This is a genomic window from Chromobacterium sphagni (assembly GCF_001855555.1).
GTDB classification, from domain to species: Bacteria; Pseudomonadota; Gammaproteobacteria; order Burkholderiales; family Chromobacteriaceae; genus Chromobacterium; species Chromobacterium sphagni.
Map to the genome: position 1 here is coordinate 472,821 of NZ_MKCT01000017.1, position 17,911 is coordinate 490,731.

General features: G+C 64.3%; 17 protein-coding genes. 10 read left to right on the forward strand and 7 right to left on the reverse strand.

The window, feature by feature from the left end:
- The first annotated feature begins 58 nt into the window (after window positions 1-58).
- On the forward strand, window positions 59-1,540 hold the full coding sequence (locus BI344_RS10550) for a hypothetical protein (RefSeq protein WP_071112877.1): 1,482 nt from the start codon (window positions 59-61) through the stop codon (window positions 1,538-1,540).
- Here BI344_RS10550 and BI344_RS10555 read toward each other — a convergent pair.
- Complete coding sequence (locus BI344_RS10555; RefSeq protein ID WP_139166953.1) at window positions 1,535-1,963, reverse strand: hypothetical protein; 429 nt, start codon at window positions 1,961-1,963, stop codon at window positions 1,535-1,537. The two genes, BI344_RS10550 and BI344_RS10555, sit on opposite strands and share 6 nt — an antisense overlap.
- A gap of 91 nt (window positions 1,964-2,054) precedes the next feature.
- On the opposite strand from BI344_RS10555, the gene BI344_RS10560 reads away from it, so the two are divergent.
- The 5 genes from BI344_RS10560 (at window position 2,055) to BI344_RS10580 (ending at window position 5,178) form a co-directional block, all read left to right on the forward strand.
- Window positions 2,055-2,903 (forward strand): segregation and condensation protein A, encoded by an 849-nt coding sequence (locus BI344_RS10560; protein ID WP_083338848.1) that lies wholly within the window; start codon window positions 2,055-2,057, stop codon window positions 2,901-2,903.
- Window positions 2,900-3,709: a carbon-nitrogen hydrolase family protein gene (locus BI344_RS10565; protein WP_071112879.1), complete on the forward strand. Its 810-nt coding sequence runs from the start codon at window positions 2,900-2,902 to the stop codon at window positions 3,707-3,709. The genes BI344_RS10560 and BI344_RS10565 overlap by 4 nt, the downstream gene beginning before the upstream one ends.
- 105 nt (window positions 3,710-3,814) lie before the next feature.
- Complete coding sequence (locus BI344_RS10570; protein WP_071112880.1) at window positions 3,815-4,282, forward strand: OsmC family protein; 468 nt, start codon at window positions 3,815-3,817, stop codon at window positions 4,280-4,282.
- A gap of 25 nt (window positions 4,283-4,307) precedes the next feature.
- Window positions 4,308-4,769 (forward strand): thioredoxin family protein, encoded by a 462-nt coding sequence (locus BI344_RS10575; protein ID WP_071112881.1) that lies wholly within the window; start codon window positions 4,308-4,310, stop codon window positions 4,767-4,769.
- 4 nt (window positions 4,770-4,773) lie between these two features.
- Window positions 4,774-5,178, forward strand: coding sequence for an NUDIX domain-containing protein (locus BI344_RS10580; RefSeq protein ID WP_071112882.1), 405 nt, complete (start codon window positions 4,774-4,776; stop codon window positions 5,176-5,178).
- 5 nt (window positions 5,179-5,183) lie between these two features.
- Here the strand turns inward: BI344_RS10580 and BI344_RS10585 are convergent, their stop codons facing one another.
- The 5 genes from BI344_RS10585 to BI344_RS10605 form a co-directional block, all read right to left on the reverse strand.
- Window positions 5,184-6,008: an undecaprenyl-diphosphate phosphatase gene (locus BI344_RS10585; protein WP_071112883.1), complete on the reverse strand. Its 825-nt coding sequence runs from the start codon at window positions 6,006-6,008 to the stop codon at window positions 5,184-5,186.
- A gap of 146 nt (window positions 6,009-6,154) precedes the next feature.
- Window positions 6,155-7,783, reverse strand: coding sequence for a methyl-accepting chemotaxis protein (locus BI344_RS10590; protein ID WP_071112884.1), 1,629 nt, complete (start codon window positions 7,781-7,783; stop codon window positions 6,155-6,157).
- Window positions 7,784-7,919: 136 nt separating this feature from the next.
- On the reverse strand, window positions 7,920-9,338 hold the full coding sequence (gene sbcB / locus BI344_RS10595) for an exodeoxyribonuclease I (RefSeq protein WP_071112885.1): 1,419 nt from the start codon (window positions 9,336-9,338) through the stop codon (window positions 7,920-7,922).
- A gap of 70 nt (window positions 9,339-9,408) precedes the next feature.
- On the reverse strand, window positions 9,409-10,197 hold the full coding sequence (locus tag BI344_RS10600) for an enoyl-CoA hydratase-related protein (RefSeq protein WP_071112886.1): 789 nt from the start codon (window positions 10,195-10,197) through the stop codon (window positions 9,409-9,411).
- A gap of 25 nt (window positions 10,198-10,222) precedes the next feature.
- Window positions 10,223-11,011 carry an alpha/beta fold hydrolase gene (locus BI344_RS10605; protein ID WP_071112887.1) on the reverse strand — a complete coding sequence of 263 codons (789 nt, stop codon included), beginning with the start codon at window positions 11,009-11,011 and terminating at the stop codon, window positions 10,223-10,225.
- A gap of 157 nt (window positions 11,012-11,168) precedes the next feature.
- On the opposite strand from BI344_RS10605, the gene BI344_RS10610 reads away from it, so the two are divergent.
- From BI344_RS10610 to BI344_RS10625, 4 genes are all read left to right on the forward strand, one after another.
- The gene (locus BI344_RS10610) at window positions 11,169-12,983 is read left to right on the forward strand and encodes a GGDEF domain-containing protein (protein WP_071112888.1); all 1,815 of its coding nucleotides are present in this window, start codon (window positions 11,169-11,171) and stop codon (window positions 12,981-12,983) included.
- 412 nt (window positions 12,984-13,395) lie between these two features.
- Window positions 13,396-14,571, forward strand: coding sequence for an ABC transporter ATP-binding protein (locus BI344_RS10615; protein ID WP_083338849.1), 1,176 nt, complete (start codon window positions 13,396-13,398; stop codon window positions 14,569-14,571).
- A gap of 61 nt (window positions 14,572-14,632) precedes the next feature.
- A complete protein-coding gene (locus BI344_RS10620; RefSeq protein ID WP_071112889.1) occupies window positions 14,633-15,922 on the forward strand; it encodes an NAD(P)/FAD-dependent oxidoreductase in 1,290 nt (429 codons plus the stop codon).
- A gap of 183 nt (window positions 15,923-16,105) precedes the next feature.
- Window positions 16,106-16,801: a hypothetical protein gene (locus tag BI344_RS10625; RefSeq protein WP_071112890.1), complete on the forward strand. Its 696-nt coding sequence runs from the start codon at window positions 16,106-16,108 to the stop codon at window positions 16,799-16,801.
- Between the two features lie 95 nt (window positions 16,802-16,896).
- On the opposite strand, the gene BI344_RS10630 is transcribed toward BI344_RS10625, so the two are convergent.
- Window positions 16,897-17,853: an alpha/beta hydrolase gene (locus BI344_RS10630; protein WP_071112980.1), complete on the reverse strand. Its 957-nt coding sequence runs from the start codon at window positions 17,851-17,853 to the stop codon at window positions 16,897-16,899.
- Window positions 17,854-17,911: the final 58 nt, after the last annotated feature.

Below are 17,911 nucleotides of genomic sequence, written 5' to 3' on the forward strand. Positions count from 1 at the left end.
AAGCGCGGTCGCAAGCGACATGATCAGGCGCTAAGATGCGCCATTCTAGCTGATTGTCATGATCATCATGTTGAAACTGACTGTTTCCCACGATTTCGCTGGCGGCGCCGGGCAAGCGCTGGCGCCGCAGGCTTTGATCGACGAGTTGAGACTGCTGTCCGGCCTGAATGTCGCCGAGGAGGCGGAAAAACTGTTGTCGCTGCTGATCAGGTTGGAGGACCGTCCGATGAGCCTGGCCGATCGCCAGGCCGGCTTGCGCATCCTCAATGACGCTTGTTGCGTTTTGCAGCGGCGCGGCGATGCGGCGGGAGGCTGCCACGGCGCCGCCTTGCGCCGGCTGTGGCGGCGTCTGCACGAGGACTGCAAGTTGCTGGCGCGGGCCGGCAGCGGGCAGTCGTTCGGCCTGTTTGGCAACAGCAAGCCGCAGCAGGAGGCGCTGGCGCTGGCCATGTCCAGTGGCTGGCACCTGCTGCGTGTCCACACTCTGAGCTATGCCCCCTTGTTTGCCGGCTTCTGGCTGGATTGCCACCAGCTGTTTGCCGAGGTGAGGGGCCGCGGCTGGGAGCACCGTGCTCCGGGCGGAGACCAGGTGGCGCTGGGCGCCTGGTACCGGCGCTTGCTGCTGTTGGGGATGAGTTCCAGCAATCGTTTGGACCCCTTGCGCCAGCGCCTGCTGCTGGACTGGACCGGCGAGCATGGCCAGGCATTGCGGCTGGAGGCGCTGGCGCGCCGGCCGGACGAGGTTCCCTGTTGGTTGGTGATGGCTGATGCCGACAGTCCCGGGCGGTTTGCCGATGCCCAGGCGGACGCCGGGGGCCTGGGGTGGCTGGCGGATGCCTCTCCCGTGCTGGATCGATTGCGGGAGCGCGCCCGCGGTCGGCAGCGGCAAATGACCGCCGCCGAGTGGCAGATGCTGGCGCGGCTGGAGGTGGAGTGGCGCAGCCCGCCGCAACGCAAGCATCACCGGCTTAATCAACGCAATGGCCAGCGCGTGATGCTGTTGGCGGGTTTCGAATGCTGCTGGCGTCTGGCGCGGGCCGGCTCGCCGCCGGATGACGCCGAACCGGCCCAGCTGCTGCTGGCGAACCTCAGCGCTTCCGGCATGCGTTTGTGCGGCGATTTCGGCCGCCAGGCGGTGCAGGCGGGAGCCATCGTGATGTTCAAGCGGCATGGCTTTGGCTGGCAGTTGGGCCTGGTGCGCTGGATCAGCCTGCCCGGCGGCGCGGAGCCGGCCGAGTGCGGTGTCGAGTTTGTCGGCAAGCGGCCGCTGGCGGTGGAGGCGGCGGCGCAGACCAGCCATCCGGATGGCGTGATGGAAAAGGGCTTGCTGTTGTACGGCGAGCGCCAGTTTCGTCAGCGCGGGGTGTTGGTGCTGGCGGGCAGGCAATACCAGGCGCTGCGGCAGTTCACGCTGCGCGGAGACGACGGCGGATGGCTGGTGCGGGCGCAACGGCTGCTGCAGCAGACCAGTCTGTGCCAGCTAATGGATGTCAGGCTGGTCGAGGCGGCGGAGTCGGCGGGATCCGCCGCCTCATCATGACCAGATCCTCCTCCGGTGCGGATGGCATGCCTGGCTGTCCGCGCTGCGGGGATGGCAATGGATGCTGATGATCCTGCCGTTGGCGAGGTCGGCCTGGACGGTGAACGCGATGTCTTCGCTTGCCAGGCCCAGCGGCTTGCGCTGGACGCCCATCAGGCGGAAACGGTAACGGCGCTCGTCTAGGCTGTCATCATCGGCGGCAAGGCGCAGCGGATCCTGGTAGCCCAGCTCTTTCTCTATGATGCGCCGGCTGACTTCTTCGATTTCCCGTTTGCGCCAGAAGTGGCGGTTGTCCGCTCCGGTTTTGCGTGGCGGGCCGGCGGAGGCTTCGGTTGCTGACGGCGCGGAGCCGGCATTGCAGCCGGCAAGCAGGCCCAGCATCAACAGCAGACTGGGCAGGAGAGGCGGTTTGGGTAGCGGCACGCTGGCGTTGTCTGAGGAAAAGCCTGTTTGTGCGCCGCGGCCGGCAAAAGTTCAACCGCCGCGCCGGCGGCGAACTGGTATCCTTGTCGGCATGAATGCCGCGCCAGATACGCCACGTCCCGATTCCCTCGCCGATTTCCAGCTGACCGCGCCCGAGCTGCCGCCCAGCGTGCCGATTGCCCATGTGTTCGGCCAGCCGGTGCTGGAGGTGCCGCAGGACCTGTTCATTCCGCCCGATGCGCTGCAAGTGATCCTGGAGAGCTTCGAAGGGCCACTTGACCTGTTGCTCTACCTGATCCGCAAGCAGAATCTCGACGTGCTCAACATCCCAATGGCGGCCATCACCGTTCAGTACATGTCCTACATCGACGTGATGCAGCAGGGCCGGCTGGAACTGGCGGCGGAATATTTACTGATGGCGGCGCTGCTGATCGAGATCAAGTCGCGGCTGTTGCTGCCGCGACCGCAATTGGACGAGGACGGCGAGCCGGATGACCCGCGCGCCGAACTGGTGCGCCGTTTGCTGGAGTACGAGCAGATGAAGTTGGCGGCGCTGGAGCTGGACAGGATTCCGCAGGCCGACCGCGATTTCGCCTGGCTGGCGGTGCTGGTGGAGCAGTCGGCCGAGCAGCGGCTGCCCGATGTCAGCGCCGGCGACCTGCGCCAGGCCTGGATGGCCATCCTGTCGCGCGCCAAACATCACCGCCATCACAAGGTGGAAAAGGACGAGCTGTCGGTGCGCGAACAGATGAGCTGGATTCTGCGTTATCTGGACGGCCGCGAGTATGTGCCGTTTGAGGAGTTGTTCGACATCGCCAAGGGCGTGGCCCATCTGGTGGTCAACTTTATCGCCGTGCTGGAGCTGGTGAAAGAAGGCCTGGTCAAGGTGAGCCAGGACGCGCCTTATCAGCCGATCTATGTGCGGATCGCGCTGGCATGAGCCAGTTCCTGCAATTGGCGCTGGCGCAATGCGGTCCGCCGCGCGATGCCGGACAGCTGCCGGCCGCGCTGGAGCGCCTGTGCGCGCAGGCTGCGCGACAGGGCGCTGAGCTGTTGCTGCTGCCGGAGCTGTGGCCCATAGCCTACGACAGCGCCAGAATGACGGCCGCTCATGCCTGGGACGACAGCCATCCGGTGCTGGCGCAATTGCCGCGGCTGGCGCGCCGCCATGGTCTGGCGTTGGGCTTCACCTATCTGGCCGTTTGCGATGGCCGACTGCGCAACCGCTTGCGGCTGCACGGCGCCGATGGCGGCATAGCCTTTGACTACGACAAGGTCCATATCTGCAACTTCACCGGCGGCACCGAGACGGCGCTGCAGCCGGGCGGGTGTTTTCCCTGCGCCGATCTGCTGCTGCGGGGGCAGACCGTGCGCGTCGGCGCGATGATCTGTTTCGACCGGGAGTTTCCGGAAGCCGCCCGGACGTTGATGAAGCAGGGCGCCGAACTGATCCTGGTGCCGAATGCCTGCCCTATGCTCAGCGACGCGGAGCTGGGCGACGCCAGGCTGCAACAGCTGCGCGGACGGGCGTTGGAAAACCGCTGCGCCATCGCCTTGTGCAACTATCCGGCGCCGCTGCATGACGGCGGCAGCTGTCTGATCGACGCGGCAGGACGCATCCAGGCGCAGGCCGATGAGCGGGAGCAACTGCTGCCGGCGCGGCTGGATTTGACCGGGCTGAGGCGGTGGCGGCGGGAGCAGGACGAGGTGTGGGGCCTGGCTGCGTTGCGGCCGCAGTGCTATTGAGAGTTGCCATCCACTTGGGTTGAAGCTTGCCGGCGCGCGGGATGCGCCTCGCTCCATGCCGATGGTATGATTTGCTGCTTGGCCGACACAATGGAGCGAGGACGGATGGCAGGTCATCAGATGGAGGTGGAATGGCGGCGCGGCGAGCAGGATTTTCTCGACCGCCGCTACAGCCGGCGCCATGTGTGGCGTTTTGACGGCGGCTCCGAGGTGGCGGGCTCTTCGTCGCCGAATGTGGTGCGCGCGCCGTATTCCGACCCGGCGGCGGTGGACCCGGAGGAGGCGTTCATCGCCTCGCTGTCCAGCTGCCACATGCTGTGGTTTCTCGATCTGGCCGCGCGCCAGGGGCTGGTGGTCGACTACTATCAGGACCTGGCCGAGGGCGAAATGGCCAGGAACGAAGCCGGAAAGTTCTGGATCAGCCGGGTGACGCTGCGGCCGCTGGCGCGGTTTTGCGGCGAACGCGCGCCCAGCCTGGCCGAAATCGAGGCGCTGCACCATGCCGCCCATGAAGAATGCTTCATCGCCCTGTCGGTGAAGTCCGAAGTGCTGTGCCAGCCGCGGCTGGCCTGATAATCATTTTTTTGGAGTGCATCCCATGCGAAAATTTTTGATCTTGCTGTCGCTGCTGCTGTCCACCGCCGCGCTGGCGGCGCCCAAGCCCTACGACGAAAACGCCAACGCCAAGGCCGAGCTGCGGCAGACGCTGCAGGCGGCCAGGCAGAACCATCTGCCGGTGCTGCTGATCCTGGGAGCCAACTGGTGCGAGGATTGCCGCGCGCTGGATACGGCGCTGAAAAGCGGCAAAAGCGCCGAATTGATCTCCCGCGCCTTCAAGGTGGTGAAAGTGGATGTCGGCAATTTCGATCATAACCTGGACATCGACGCCGCCTATGGCCATCCGATAGCCAAGGGCATCCCGGCGGCGGTGGTGCTGTCGCCGGACAACCAGGTGATCTACGCCACTCGCGCCGGAGAATTGGCCGACGCGCGACGGATGAGCGAAACCGGCATCTACGAGTTTTTCGAGCGGGTCAGCCGCGAGACTGCCAAGCAGTAAGACAGTGGCGTTTGACGACTGTTTCCGTCTTAGCGCCCATGTGGTGATCACCGACGCGGCCGGGGCGGTGCTGTTGCTGAAGGCCACGTATGGGTCGCTGGACTGGGGGCTGCCCGGCGGCGCGCTGGAGCCTGGCGAAACCATACACGAGTGCATCGCGCGCGAGTGCCGCGAGGAATTGGGCTGCGATGTGGCCGTCGCGTATCTGAGCGGCGTCTACTACCACCGCGCCTATAACTCCCAGGCCTTCATCTTTCGTTGCAGCCTGCCGGACCACGCCGCATTGCGGCTCAGCGACGAGCATTCGGCGTTCCGCTATTTCGCTCTGGACGAACTGGGCCGCGTGCAGCGGCGGCGGGTGGACGACTGCCTGTCTTTCCAGGGCGTGGTCGCCAGCGTCTGCTTTTGACCGGCTCACGCGCTCCAGTCGACCAAGCCGCTCCACCAGCTGCCCAGCACCAGCAGTCCGAAACCGATGCGGTACCAGGCGAAGGCGATGAAGCTGTGGCTGGCGATGAAGCGCAGCAGCGCGCGGATGGCGAGGAAGGCGAAGACGAAAGAGGCGATGAAGCCTACGGCGAATACGCCGATGTCGTCGGCGCTCAGCGCCGCGCGGTGCTTGTACAGGCTGTAGAGCGAGGCCGCTCCCAGCGTGGGAATGCCGAGGAAGAACGAGAACTCGGTGGCGGCCTTGCGCGACAGTCCGAAGAACAGACCGCCGATGATGGTGGCGCCTGAGCGGCTGGTGCCGGGAATCAGCGCCAGGCACTGGCACAGACCCACTTTCAGCGCGTCCCTCAGGCTCAGTTGATCCACCGTTTCCACCCGCACCGCGTGCTGGCGCTTCTCCGCCCACAGGATGATCAGTCCGCCGACGATGAAGGCTGTCGCCACGCATACTGGGTTGAACAGCGCGGCCTTGATGCTTTCGGAAAACAGCTTGCCGAGGATGGCCGCCGGGATGAAGGCGATGCTGATGCCCAGCAGAAGGTTGCGCTCCTTGCCGGCCCGGCCCGCGCCGGCGAGGGTGGATGCTATCTTGCGGCGGTACTCCCATATCACGGCCAGCATCGCGCCCAACTGGATGAAGATCTCGTAGACGTCGCGTTTTTCCTTGTCGAGGAAGTTCAGCAGATCGCCGGCGAGGATCAGGTGGCCCGTGGAGGAGATGGGCAGGAATTCGGTGATGCCTTCAATCAGCCCCATGATCAGGGAGTGGAACAGCAGGATGGGGTCCATTGCGCGCTCGCGGAGGTGGAAATGGGCGCGATTATAAAATATTTTGACGGTTGACGTCGGATGGCGGCGGAAAACGACTGAAATATTGCGTTAAAAACAAGGCCGTGCCCGGGGGCACGGCAAGGCTGGATCGAGGAGAGGAAAGCCTACAGCCTGAAACGGGTGGTCACGTTTTGCAGATTGCTGGACAGGGTGCTCAGCTGGCTGGAGGTGGTGGCCAGCTCCTGCACGGTGGCATTGTTTTCCTCGGCCATCCGCGACACTTTCTCCATATCCTGCGCCAGACTCAGGCTGGTGCTGCGCTGTTCGGTCAGCGCGCCGGTGATGCTGTGGATGGTGCGCATGATGGTGTCGGCGCTGTTTTCTATTTCGCGCATCGAATTGGAGGCCTGCTCGGCGGTGCCGGATACCCCTTCCACGCAGTTGAGGCTCTGTCCCATGCTGTGCACCACCTTGCCGACGCCTTGCTGGATCGATCCTATCATGGTGGTGATTTCCTGCGCCGAGGTGGTGGTGCGCTCCGCCAGCTTGCGCACTTCGTCCGCCACCACTGCGAAGCCGCGGCCCATCTCGCCAGCGCGGGCGGCCTCGATGGCGGCGTTCAGCGCCAGCAGATTGGTCTGGTCGGCCACGTCGCGGATCACCGTGACGATATTGCCGATCTGCTGCACTTCCTTGGTCAGGCTGTTCATCTGCTTGGAGGTGTCATCGACCGATGTGGTGACGAAGCGGATCTTGCCCACCGATTCCAGCACTTCGGTGCCGCCGCGATTGGCCAGCTGGCCGGCGGTCTGCGCCTGCTCCGAGGCCTCGCTGGAGTTGTCGGCCACCTGGTTGATGCTGACGGTCAATTGCTCGATCGAGGCGGCGGCGGAGGTGGTCGCCTCTGCCTGGGTCTGGGCGCCGTTGGCCACCTGCTGTGCCATGCCGGACAACGCCCGGGCGGAGTCCGATACCTGATGGGCGTTTTCCTGGATGCTCAGCACCACTTCGCGCAGGCCCTGGCGCATTTCCTGGATGTCGCGGGCGATGCCCATCACTTCGTCGCGGGCCGGCGGAATCGGCTCGGAAACGCCTGACAGGTCGCCCTCGCGTATCTGGTGCACGAGCAGGGCGGATTTGCGCAGGGTAGTGGTGATCGTGCCGGAGATCAACAGCGCGACGGCGATGGCCAGCACCAACGAGACCAGCGCGGTGCCCAGCAGGATGATGATGGCCTGCTGGCTGGATTCAAGCGCGGCGACCATCGAGTTTTCCAGCCGCCTCTGCTGCCGTTCGCGCAGCGATTGCAGCGCCGCAATGAACGCATTGTTGGCCGGGGCGAAGCGCTTGTCGAGGAATTCGCTGGCGGCGTCGATCTGGTGGTTGCGCATCAGCGCATAAATCGGGTCGAACAGCGGGCGTTGCTGGTTTTGGGCATCGCGGACCTTGGCGAATAGGGCGCGGCCTTCCGGTTGCGCCAGCAGCGGTTCCATTTTGTCCAGATCGGCCTGGTTGCCGGCGCGTATGGCGTCGACATTGCGGATGTGGCGTTCCGCGGTTTGCGGATCGCGGGCGAGCACGCCGTCGCGGACTTCGCGGCTGATGTTGAGCAGATTCAGCGAAATTTGCTGCGCCAGCACGATCTTGGGGTAACGGTCCTCGCGGATCTCGCGGATATTGTCCTGGATGGTATGCAGTTTGTTGTAAGCGACGAAGACGACCCCGCAAAGCAGCAGGATCAGCAGGGCGAAGCCGCCCAGGAGTTTTTGCCTGACGGTAAGCAGGTGCAGCATGCGTATCTCCTGGATGGTATTGCGGGTCTACATATAAATAGTTCTAGTTCATGAAATAGTGGAAATTCATACGCATAAATGCGTACCCAGCCGGATGGACGGCGGGACTGGGCCGGCAGAGCCGGCCCGCCGCCGTTCAGGCCAGCGAGGCCTGCAGGCTGGCGGCGTAATCCGCCACCTGTTGCAGCAGTTGCTGTTGGACTGAGGGCAGATCGGCGGCCTGCAAGGCCGACAACTCGTCCTGGAAGGCCGGGGCGGAGCGCTCCAGCCGGGCGCGGCACCATTGCCGCCAGCGGTTTTGCTCTTCGCCAGACAAGGTTGTCGGGAAATTGCGGGCGCGGTAGCGGAACAGCAGTTCCGCCAGTTGCGGGTCTTCGAACAGGCCCATTTCTCCGGCCAGCTGCAGCGCCGACAGCCGGCGCATTTTCTGCAGCGCTTTCCTGTCGTTGTTGGAGACGAAGCCGCCATACAGGTTTTCATCGACGTCCTGCGGCGCGCCGGCTTCGCGCTGGTAGACGCTGCGCCATAACGACGAGAGCTCGGGCAGCGCGCGCGCCGTTTCGGCATGGCGGGCGACGGCATCCAGATCCAGGCTCCAGTGCGCGGCGCGCTCCGCGCTCAGCACCTTGAGATTAGCCACCACGAACGGCGACTTGTTGATGTGTATGGTCTTGATCGGCAGCCTCTCCACGCCCGCCGGCAGATCTTCGCCGCGGCTGAACATGCGCTGGCGGATGACGTCGGCGCTCAGGCCGCGCAACTGCGCCGGGTTGTGCGTCAGGTCCCAGACGATGACTTCGTTGGCATTGGTCGGGTGGGCCGCCAGCGGCCAGACCATGGCCAGATTGCCGCGCTCCACGCCGTACATGCCGGAGATGTGCAGCACCGGCTTGGGATCGTGCAGCGACAGTTGCACCTTGACCGCGTCTTTCTTGCGCAGGGTCAGATAGTAGTCGAACAGCTTGGGCTGCTTGTCGCGGATCAGGCGGGCCAGCGCGATGGTGGCGCGCACGTCGGACAGCGCGTCGTGGGCCGATTCGTGAGCCAGACCATTGGCCGCCGACAGGTGCTCCAGCTTGAAGCTGGTTCTGCCGTCCTCATGCTTGGGCCAGACGATGCCGTCCGGGCGCAGCGCGTAGGTGGCGCGCACCAGGTCCAGCAGATCCCAGCGGCCGCAATGGTTCTGCCATTCGCGGGCGTAGGGATCGATCAGATTGCGCCAGAACAGGAAGCGGGTGACTTCGTCGTCGAAGCGCAGCGAATTGTAGCCGACGCCTATGGTGCCGGGGGTGGCCAGCTCGCGTTCTATCACGCCGGCGAATTCATGCTCGGCCACGCCGCGCTGCTGGCACAGCTGCGGAGTGATGCCGGTGAGCAGGCAGGCCTGCAGCGTGGGAAGATAGTCGGGCGCCTGCCGGCAGTAGAGCATCACCGGCTCGCCGATCTCGTTGAGTTCGGCGTCGGTGCGGATGCCGGCGAATTGCGAAGGCCTATCCTGGCGCGGCACTGCGCCGAAGGTTTCGTAGTCGTGCCAGAAGAATGTGTGGTTGGACATGGGCTGGGAGGCAAACGTTAGACGCGGCTATTGTCGCATTGGCCCGCCGCTTGGGCCAGCCGGCCGCGGCTTATTCCATCCAGCCGGGCTTACGCATTTCGATCAGGGCGAGTATGCCTTCCCGTCCTTCGTCGCTCATCCGCACCGCCAGGCTGTGCTCTATGCATTGCTGCATCACTTGCGGCGTGATGTTGTGCTGGCCGATCTCGCCTATCAGGTGCTTGGCCGCGCGCATCGCCGCCGGGCTGTTGAGCAGCAGTTGGCCCTGCATGTGCTCTACCGCCGCGTCCAGCTCGTCGTTTTCCACCACCTGGTGGATCAGGCCCAGGCGTTTGGCCTTGCCGGCGTTGAAACGCTCGGCGCTGATGCAGTAGCGCCGGGTGGAGCGCTCGCCGATGGCGCGGATCAGGTAGGGGGCCGCCAGCGCCGGGATCTGGCCGAAGCGGACGTCGGACAAGCTGAATAGCGCTTCCGACACGCTGATGGAGATGTCGCAACAGGCCACCAGCGCCATGCCCAGGCCGAAGGTCGAGCCTTGCACCCTGGCCAGCGTGGGTTTGGGCAGGGTGTCCAGAGTGTGCAGCAGGCGGGCGGTCTGTTGCGCGTAGCGGTTCAGCTCGCTGGCGGAGAACTGCGACAGTCGGCGCAGCCAGTCGGGATCGTGTCCGGCGGAGAAGCTGATGCCGCTGCCGGTCAGTACCACCGCGCGGACATCGTTGTCTTCGGCCAGGGTTTCCAGCGTGGCGGCCAAGAGGCTGATGGTTTCATCGTCCAGCGCGTTGTGCAGGTCGGCGCGGTTCAGCGTGACGGTGGCCACGCCTTGTTTGTTGACGTTCAGCAATACGGCTTGGGTGCTCATGAGACTCCCCCTGGTGGATGCCGCTTCAGCGCGGGCTGAATTGAATGATGCCGCGGGCAAAGGCCTCGACGGCTTCGATGTGCAGTACGTGGCCGGCGCCGGGCAGGATTTCCAACCCGGCGTCCGGGATCAGGCTGTGCAGCAGCCTGGCCTGGTATAGCGGCGTCAGCCGGTCTTCGTCTCCGACCAGGATATGCACCGGTAGTTGCAATTCCGGCAGCCAGGTGCGGGCGTCGTGCTGGCGCACGCCATTGATCAGCCGGACCACCGCATCCCAGTCCACCATGCCGGCCAGCATTTTCAGATCGTCCAGCATCGCGGCGTTGCTGGCCAGGAAACGGCTGGAAAACAGCCAGGGGATGCTCACCTGGTAGCGCAGATCCAGCCCGCCCTGGCTGTTGGCGGCTATCCAGCTGTCGCCGATGTGGCCGTTGACGCTGTCGGCCCAGGCCAGCGTCCCGGCGAGGAACAGCCGGCTGGCGCGGCCGGGATGGCGGTGGACGAAGTGCTGCGCCACCATGCCGCCATAGGACAGGCCCACCAGATAGGCCTGTTCGATCTGCAACTGGTCAAGCAGGCCGCAGGCGAGGTCGGCCTGTTCTGCCAGATGGTACAGCTCCGCCGGCGGATGATCGCTCTGTCCCTGGCCGAGGAAGTCCATCCGCAACAGGCGGAAGTATGGCTCCAGCTGCGGCAGCATCAGCGTCCAGCCCACCGTGGACATGGTGATGCCGTTGAGCAGCAGCAACGTCTGGCCGCCATGACCACTTTCCTCGTAGTAGATCTGGTGCCCGGCTATCTGAGCATACGGCATGGCAAGCTCCTGTTTCTGGCTGCGGTGTCATTCATTCTAGGACCCGCCGGGTGTCGCTGAACAGATGGGGCGGGCAAATAGCGCAATGTAATGTCGCTGACATTTTTCTGGCTTAGATTAGCGGGGTTTAACGAAATCAGGCAGTTTTTTCAAGATCATGCAAACTTGCGTCGAGCCGTCCCTGTCGCACGGGCCGGTGGGCTGGTGTCAGGAGCTGGAGGAAATCATAGGCCGGCGCAAGCTGCAGCCGGTGTTCCAGCCCATTGTCGATCTGGATGCGGGCAGCATACTGGGCTACGAGGGCCTGATACGCGGTCCGTCCGACAGCACGCTGCATTCGCCGATGATGCTGTTCGAGGCGGCGGAGCGCTGCCAGATGACGCTGTCGCTGGATCAGGCCTGCCTGCGGGCTTGCGCCGAACGATTCGTCGAACTGGCGCTGCCGGGGCTGCTGTTCGTCAACACCAGCCCGGAGACCTTGCTGCTGCAAGGGCAGAAACCAGCCGCCATCCTGGGTTTCTTCGGCCAGATCGGCCTGGACAGCAAGCGCGTGATTCTCGAGTTGACCGAAACCCGGCCCAATGGCGGCTATCTGGCCTTGCGCGAAGTCACTGGCGTTTGCCGCCAGGGCGGTCTGCGCATTGCGCTGGACGATCTGGGCGAGGGGTTTTCCAATCTGCGGCTGTGGTCGGAGCTGCGTCCCGATTTCGTCAAGCTGGACAAGCATTTCGTGCAGAACATCCACCTCGATCCCTTGAAGGAGCAATTCGTTCGCTCGATGGTGGACATTGCCCGCCAATCCGGCGCCATGCTGGTGGCGGAGGGGATTGAGGCGGCGGCGGAGCTGCGCACGCTGTGCCGGCTGGGCGTGCGCTACGGCCAGGGCTATCTGTTGGCCCGGCCCCAGGCCAATCCCGCGCACGAGTTGCCGCTGCAGACCGACGCGCTGCCTTGGGCCGGCAGCCGCCGCCACGGCCTGCGCAATCAGCCCTTGGCGCGCGACCTGCTGCTGGAAGTGATGCCGCTGGATGCCAAGGTGCCCAACGAAACCGCTTATCGCCGCTTCGCCGATCATCCAGAATGCTTCGCCATCCCGGTGGTGGAGGACGGGGTGCCGGTGGGTCTGCTGCGGCGCCATCACCTGCTGGAAAGCTTCGCCAAGCCGTTCAACCGCGAGCTGTACGGCAAAAAGCCTTGTCATCTGATGATGGACAAGCAGCCGCTGGTGGTGAGCGCCGACATGAATGTGCATGAATTGTCCAGCCTGGTGGTGGCGGCGGAGCAGCGCTATCTGGTGGACGGCTTCATCATCACCGAAAGCGGCCGCTATCTGGGCATGGGCACTGGCTTCGCGCTGATGCGCAAGATCACAGAGCTGCAGTTGTCGGCCGCCCGCTACGCCAATCCGCTGACCGGCCTGCCCGGCAATGTGCCGATCAACGAGACCATAGACCGCCTGCTGGGAATGAAGACGCCTTTCGTGGTGGCCTATGCCGACCTGGACCACTTCAAGCCGTTTAATGATTTATACGGTTATGCCGCCGGCGATAGCCTGATCGAGCTGGTGGCCCACCTGCTGCTGGAGCATGCCGATCCGGAGCGCGACTTCGTCGGCCATGTCGGCGGCGACGATTTCGTGGTGCTGATGCAGGCGGACGATTGGGAGGCGCGTCTGCAATGCGTGCTGGAAGTATTTGGCCGGCAGGCGGCGCAGCATTTCTCCGAGTGCCACCGCGAGGCGGGCGGTTTCGAGGTGACGGCGCGCAACGGCGAGATCATGTTCCTGCCGTTGACCACGCTGTCGCTGGGCGTGGTCAGGGTGAGGCCGGGGCAGTTCGGCAACCACTACGAGATCGGCGCGGTGACGGCCGAGGCGAAGAAGCAGGCCAAGAAAATGCCGGGCAACAGCCTGTTCGTCGAAAGGCGGCAGCCGGCCGCAGCGGTGGCGGCGTGTCGTTGCGGGCAGGCGTAACCGAGGTCTCTGCGGCGGGAAAACGACAGCGCGGGCTACCGCTCGCGTCGTCCCTTACCGCGACGCTTGTCAAATTTATTAAACATGGCATAGGCTGTCCCCAAAAGCCGCCGCGACCGACGACGGCTGCGCTGTCCGCCGGACGGCAGATGAAGAGGAGACATCATGGCCTGTTCCATCCGTTTCGTCGCGCCATTCCCGGCGCAGCCGCCCACCGCATCTTCCCGCTCGCTTCTTTCTTCGTTTAATCTTTTCAGGCAAGGCAAACCGCGTTTTGCCATGCGGGCAGCGCAAAGCCTATCGCTGTCCGTCGCGGCATAGCCCGTTTCTTGCCGTTTCCATTGATGCGCAGGACGCGTCCCAGCCGTCGGCATCGCGCCTGCCTGGTGTTTGAGTTGGAGGGAGTCAGATCATGTCGGAAGCCATCGCGGCCACAAAACACGCAGCAGCCGTTCCCGCCGCAGGCGCCGTCCCTGGCGCAAGCGGCAGCGCGGAGGCGCCTTACCTGAAGATATCCGGAGTGGTGAAGAAGTTTGGCGATCATCTGGCGGTGGACCATATCGACCTGGATATCCGTCAAAAGGAAATCTTCGCCCTGCTGGGCAGCTCCGGCTGTGGCAAGTCCACGCTGCTGCGCATGCTGGCGGGCATGGAGACGCCGAGCGGCGGGCGCATCATTCTGGACGGCCAGGACATGCAGGGCCTGCAGCCCTACCAGCGGCCGGTCAACATGATGTTCCAGAACTACGCGCTGTTCCCGCACATGACGGTGGAGGAGAACGTGGCCTTCGGCCTGAAGCAGGACAAAGTCCCCCGGGATGAAATCGCTGAACGGGTGGCGAAAATGCTGGATCTGGTGCAGATGCGCAAGTTCGCCGGCCGCAAGCCGCACCAGTTGTCCGGCGGCCAGCAGCAGCGGGTGGCGCTGGCGCGCAGCCTGGTGAAGCGGCCCAAGCTGTTGTTGCTGGACGAACCACTTGGCGCGCTGGACAAGAAGCTCAGGCAGCAGACCCAGCTGGAGCTGGTCAACACCATCGAAGCGGTGGGCGTCACCTGCATCATGGTCACCCACGACCAGGAAGAGGCGATGACCATGGCCAGCCGCATCGGCATCATGAGCGAGGGCAAGCTGCTGCAGGTGGGCACTCCGACCGAGATCTACGAATACCCCAATTGCCGCTTCACCGCCGAGTTCATCGGCGAGACCAATATGCTGGAGGGCGCGGTGGTGGTGGACGAACCGGATCTGGTTGAGATCAACTCGCAGGAGCTGGGCGGTGTGATCCGCATCGACCACGGCATCACCGGTCCCAAGGGCATGCACGTGTGGGCCAGCATCCGGCCGGAAGACGTGCGGCTGGACAAGCAGCCGCTGGCGTCGGGGCCCAACCGCGCCGCCGGCGTGGTGCAGGATATCGCCTATCTGGGCAGCTATTCCATCTATCACGTGAAACTGGCGGGCGGCAAGATCGTCAAATCGATAGTGCCATCGTCGCGCTGGTGCGATGCCAATGAAACGCCGCCCACCTGGGGCGAGCCGGTGTACGTCAGCTGGCGCGCCGATGTGCCGGTGGTGCTGATCATGTAGCGCTGCCTGTATGGCCCCGCCTTGGCGGGGCCTCCCGCCGGTCTTTGCTTTCGAGGATTCTATGCTGCGCTTCGCCCATCAGCCGCACCCTCCGTCCTACTATGCCGCCACTGCCCATCCCTGGGTCCGCCGCGCCGAACTGCAAGGGGACGCCAGCTGCGACGTCTGCGTGGTGGGTGGCGGCCTGGCCGGCCTGTCGGCGGCGCTGAACCTGCGCGAAAAGGGCTTCTCCGTGATCCTGCTGGAAGGCTCCGCGGTGGGTTTCGGCGCCTCCGGCCGCAACGGCGGCCAGGTGATAGCCGGCTTCGCCAGCGATATCGATTCCATCCGCCGCCAACTGGGCGACGACGCCGCGCGCGCGATGTGGAACATGTCGGTGGAGGCGATAGACATCATCGACGAGAGGGTGAGGCGCCACGACATCCAATGCGACTGGCGGCGAGGCTATGTCAGCGTGGCGGTGAAGCCGCGCCACCTGAAGGCGCTGGAAGCCTGGCAGCGGGAGGCGGAAATCCGCTATGGCTACGGCGGCCAGCAATTATGGGACCGCGCCGAGCTGCGTCGCCGTTTGTCCAGCGAGCGCTACCAGGGCGGGTTGTTCGATCCGCGCTCCGGCCACCTGCATCCGCTGAATTACACGCTGGGCCTGGCCCAGGCGGCGCGGGACGCCGGCGTGGACATCTACGAGCAATCGCCCGCCACGCGGCTGGAGCAGGGCGCTGCGCCCAAGGTACATACCGAGCGTGGCGCGGTGTCTTGCAAGCAAGTGGTGCTGGCCTGCAACTCCTACATCGGCGCGCTGGTTCCAGAGCTGGAACGGCGCATCATGCCGGCCGGCACCTATGTGATTGCCACCGAGCCGCTGGGCGAAGCGCGCGCCCGCGCGCTGATCGCCGACAATATGGCGGTGTGCGACACCAATTTCGTGTTGGATTATTACCGGCTGTCCGCCGATCACCGGCTGCTGTTCGGCGGCAAGGTCAGCTATTCCGGCCGCGAGCCGCGCGACCTGGCCGGCGCGATGCGCGCCGACATGCTGCGCGTGTTCCCGCAACTGGCCGACGCGCGCATCGACTATGCCTGGGGCGGCTTCTGCGACATCACGGTCAACCGCGCGCCGGACTTTGGCCGCCTATCCGGCAATGTCTACTACCTGCAAGGCTTTTCCGGCCACGGCGTCAACATCACCGGCCTGGCCGGCAAGGTGGTGGCGGAGGCCATCGCCGGCACCTCGTCGCGGCTGGATCTGTTCAGCAAAATCCGCCACCGGCCCTTCCCCGGCGGCAAGCTGCTGCGCACGCCGGCGCTGGTGTTGGGCATGGCTTATTACCGGATGCTGGATTACCTGTGATCCGGTTTCTGATAGGCATGGAAACGGCCCGTATGCGCTGAGCGCCTGCGGGCTGTCTGCTTTTCAGGGGTGTGCGACGCTTGCGGGATTGGTTCTGGCGGACTATGACGTCATCTGTTTGGGATTGAAGGGGATGGTTTTGGCCGCCTCCCGATTTGACTGGGCTGATTGTCGGAGCGTGTGATGGATGTCTCGATTGCTGACCTGGACGGACAGATTCTGGACGGCCTGGATTTTTGTTCCAAATCCTATGCCTTGTTTGAAAAACTCAGGGCGGAGCCGGGCGGGATCGAGCGGTTCAGGATGCGGTCCGAGCGGGGAGCGGTGAAACGCTTGCTGGACGAGATTATGCCGATTTGCCGCTATGTTCAGCATTATTACCGAGCGGGCCGGTATATCTCGGTGCGCTGGGTGGAGGGGAGCCAGCATTATGATGCCGAGCTTCACCAGAGAGGAGACTACGTCGCGCAAGGTTATTATGAAAAGCTGGCATATCTGGAGGTAACCAGCGCTATGCACCCCAATCAGCACTGGGTGCGCAAGATGTTGAATCGAGGGGAGGTCGTCTACGCTCCCAAAGGGATAGACGCCAGCAGGAATACGCCTCTGAAATCCGAACCGGTCGTATTCGGAAACCACGAGCATGTGCTCAACTTTGTGCCTATCGTTGTCGAATCCATACGCAAAAAATCGGCAGTCGCCTATCCCCGCCATACCTCGCTGGTCATTCAATGCTGCCTGAATAATATTTACATGGTTGATGATTGGAAGCTGTTGGTGGCGGAAGTGGAGAAGCAGGTTGCATCTTCTCCTTTTCTGGAGATTCTCTTGATGGACGAGTGCACGCAAAGAGCCACTGCGCTGACGCTGACAATGTAAGCCGCCAGGCAGGGGAAACTGCAAGCGTATCGCAGGGTAACAAGTCCATGCGCAAGAGCGCCCTCTTGAGCAAAGACGGCTTGGCTGGCTTGCGGCTATTTTTCTGCCGGCGCCGCCTGCTTCAGGAAGCCGGCAATCGTTCCGGCCAGCTCCGGCGCCAGCGGCGGCGCCTGGTCTTGCTGCGAAACCGGACGACTGGACGAACCGTCGCCATGCAGCAGGTGATCCATGCCGTTTATCAGCGCCAGCCGGCTGTCCGGCTGGGCGGTGTGCAGCGCCAACGCTTCCTGCTTGTCCACCTGCCGATCCGCGGTGCCTTGCACGATCAGCATCGGGATGCGCAGCGACTGGACGACCTGGCTGGGCGTATAGCGGAACCAGGAGATCAGGTAGGGCTGGATGCTGGGGCGGTACACCACCATCAGCGGGCCGGGCACATTGTCGGCTTCGCGGCCTTGCTGCAGCGCCTGCAGGATGCGTTCACTCGCTTTGGCTAGATGTTCCGGCAGGCGCGGCTTCAACTGGGCGCGCAGGATATCGGCGGCGTTGCGGGCCGGGCCGTTCAGCGAGACGAAGACGGCTACCGGCTGTTTTCCCGCCGCCAGCATGCCAATCAGCGCCCCTTCGCCGTGTCCTATCACCATCACCGAAGAGAAGCGCGGATCGGCGCGCAGCTTGGCGATCCAGCCGGCGGCGTCGGCCACGTAGTCGTCGAAATGCAGCTTGCCTTCATCCAGGCCGGCGGCGCGGCTGGCGGCGATGGCGCGCTTGTCGTAGCGCAGCGAGGCGATGCCGGCGTCTGAGAGCGCCTGCGCCAGCTGCTTGAGGTTGTCTATCCTGCCATCGGGGGGCCCCGGGTAGTTGCCGTCGCGGTCTATCGCGCCTGAGCCGGCGATGATCAGCGCTACCGGCGGTTTGGCGGCGCGGTCCGGCAGCAGCAGCGAGCCGGAGATGCGGCCGCTGGGGGCGTCCAGGTCGATGGGCTGGCCGATCGCCGCCAGCGCCTGGCTGGAAACGATGGCCAGCAGGGCGGCGAAGAAGGCAAGGCGCATGGCGGACTCTACGGGTGAAAAGCCCATGATACGGCGCCAATTAATTTAATGTCATTCA

Excerpts from the sequence above, each read along its gene's own strand:
- BI344_RS10565 (WP_071112879.1), top strand. The coding sequence starts at position 2,900 with ATGAGCCAGTTCCTGCAATTGGCGCTGGCGCAATGCGGTCCGCCGCGC.
- BI344_RS10550 (WP_071112877.1), top strand. The coding sequence starts at position 59 with ATGATCATCATGTTGAAACTGACTGTTTCCCACGATTTCGCTGGCGGC.
- BI344_RS10585 (WP_071112883.1), bottom strand. The coding sequence starts at position 6,008 with ATGGACCCCATCCTGCTGTTCCACTCCCTGATCATGGGGCTGATTGAA.
- BI344_RS10575 (WP_071112881.1), top strand. The coding sequence starts at position 4,308 with ATGCGAAAATTTTTGATCTTGCTGTCGCTGCTGCTGTCCACCGCCGCG.
- sbcB (WP_071112885.1), bottom strand. The coding sequence starts at position 9,338 with ATGTCCAACCACACATTCTTCTGGCACGACTACGAAACCTTCGGCGCA.
- BI344_RS10620 (WP_071112889.1), top strand. The coding sequence starts at position 14,633 with ATGCTGCGCTTCGCCCATCAGCCGCACCCTCCGTCCTACTATGCCGCC.
- BI344_RS10625 (WP_071112890.1), top strand. The coding sequence starts at position 16,106 with ATGGATGTCTCGATTGCTGACCTGGACGGACAGATTCTGGACGGCCTG.
- BI344_RS10610 (WP_071112888.1), top strand. The coding sequence starts at position 11,169 with ATGCAAACTTGCGTCGAGCCGTCCCTGTCGCACGGGCCGGTGGGCTGG.
- BI344_RS10600 (WP_071112886.1), bottom strand. The coding sequence starts at position 10,197 with ATGAGCACCCAAGCCGTATTGCTGAACGTCAACAAACAAGGCGTGGCC.
- BI344_RS10615 (WP_083338849.1), top strand. The coding sequence starts at position 13,396 with ATGTCGGAAGCCATCGCGGCCACAAAACACGCAGCAGCCGTTCCCGCC.
- BI344_RS10570 (WP_071112880.1), top strand. The coding sequence starts at position 3,815 with ATGGCAGGTCATCAGATGGAGGTGGAATGGCGGCGCGGCGAGCAGGAT.
- BI344_RS10590 (WP_071112884.1), bottom strand. The coding sequence starts at position 7,783 with ATGCTGCACCTGCTTACCGTCAGGCAAAAACTCCTGGGCGGCTTCGCC.
- BI344_RS10630 (WP_071112980.1), bottom strand. The coding sequence starts at position 17,853 with ATGCGCCTTGCCTTCTTCGCCGCCCTGCTGGCCATCGTTTCCAGCCAG.
- BI344_RS10605 (WP_071112887.1), bottom strand. The coding sequence starts at position 11,011 with ATGCCGTATGCTCAGATAGCCGGGCACCAGATCTACTACGAGGAAAGT.
- BI344_RS10560 (WP_083338848.1), top strand. The coding sequence starts at position 2,055 with ATGAATGCCGCGCCAGATACGCCACGTCCCGATTCCCTCGCCGATTTC.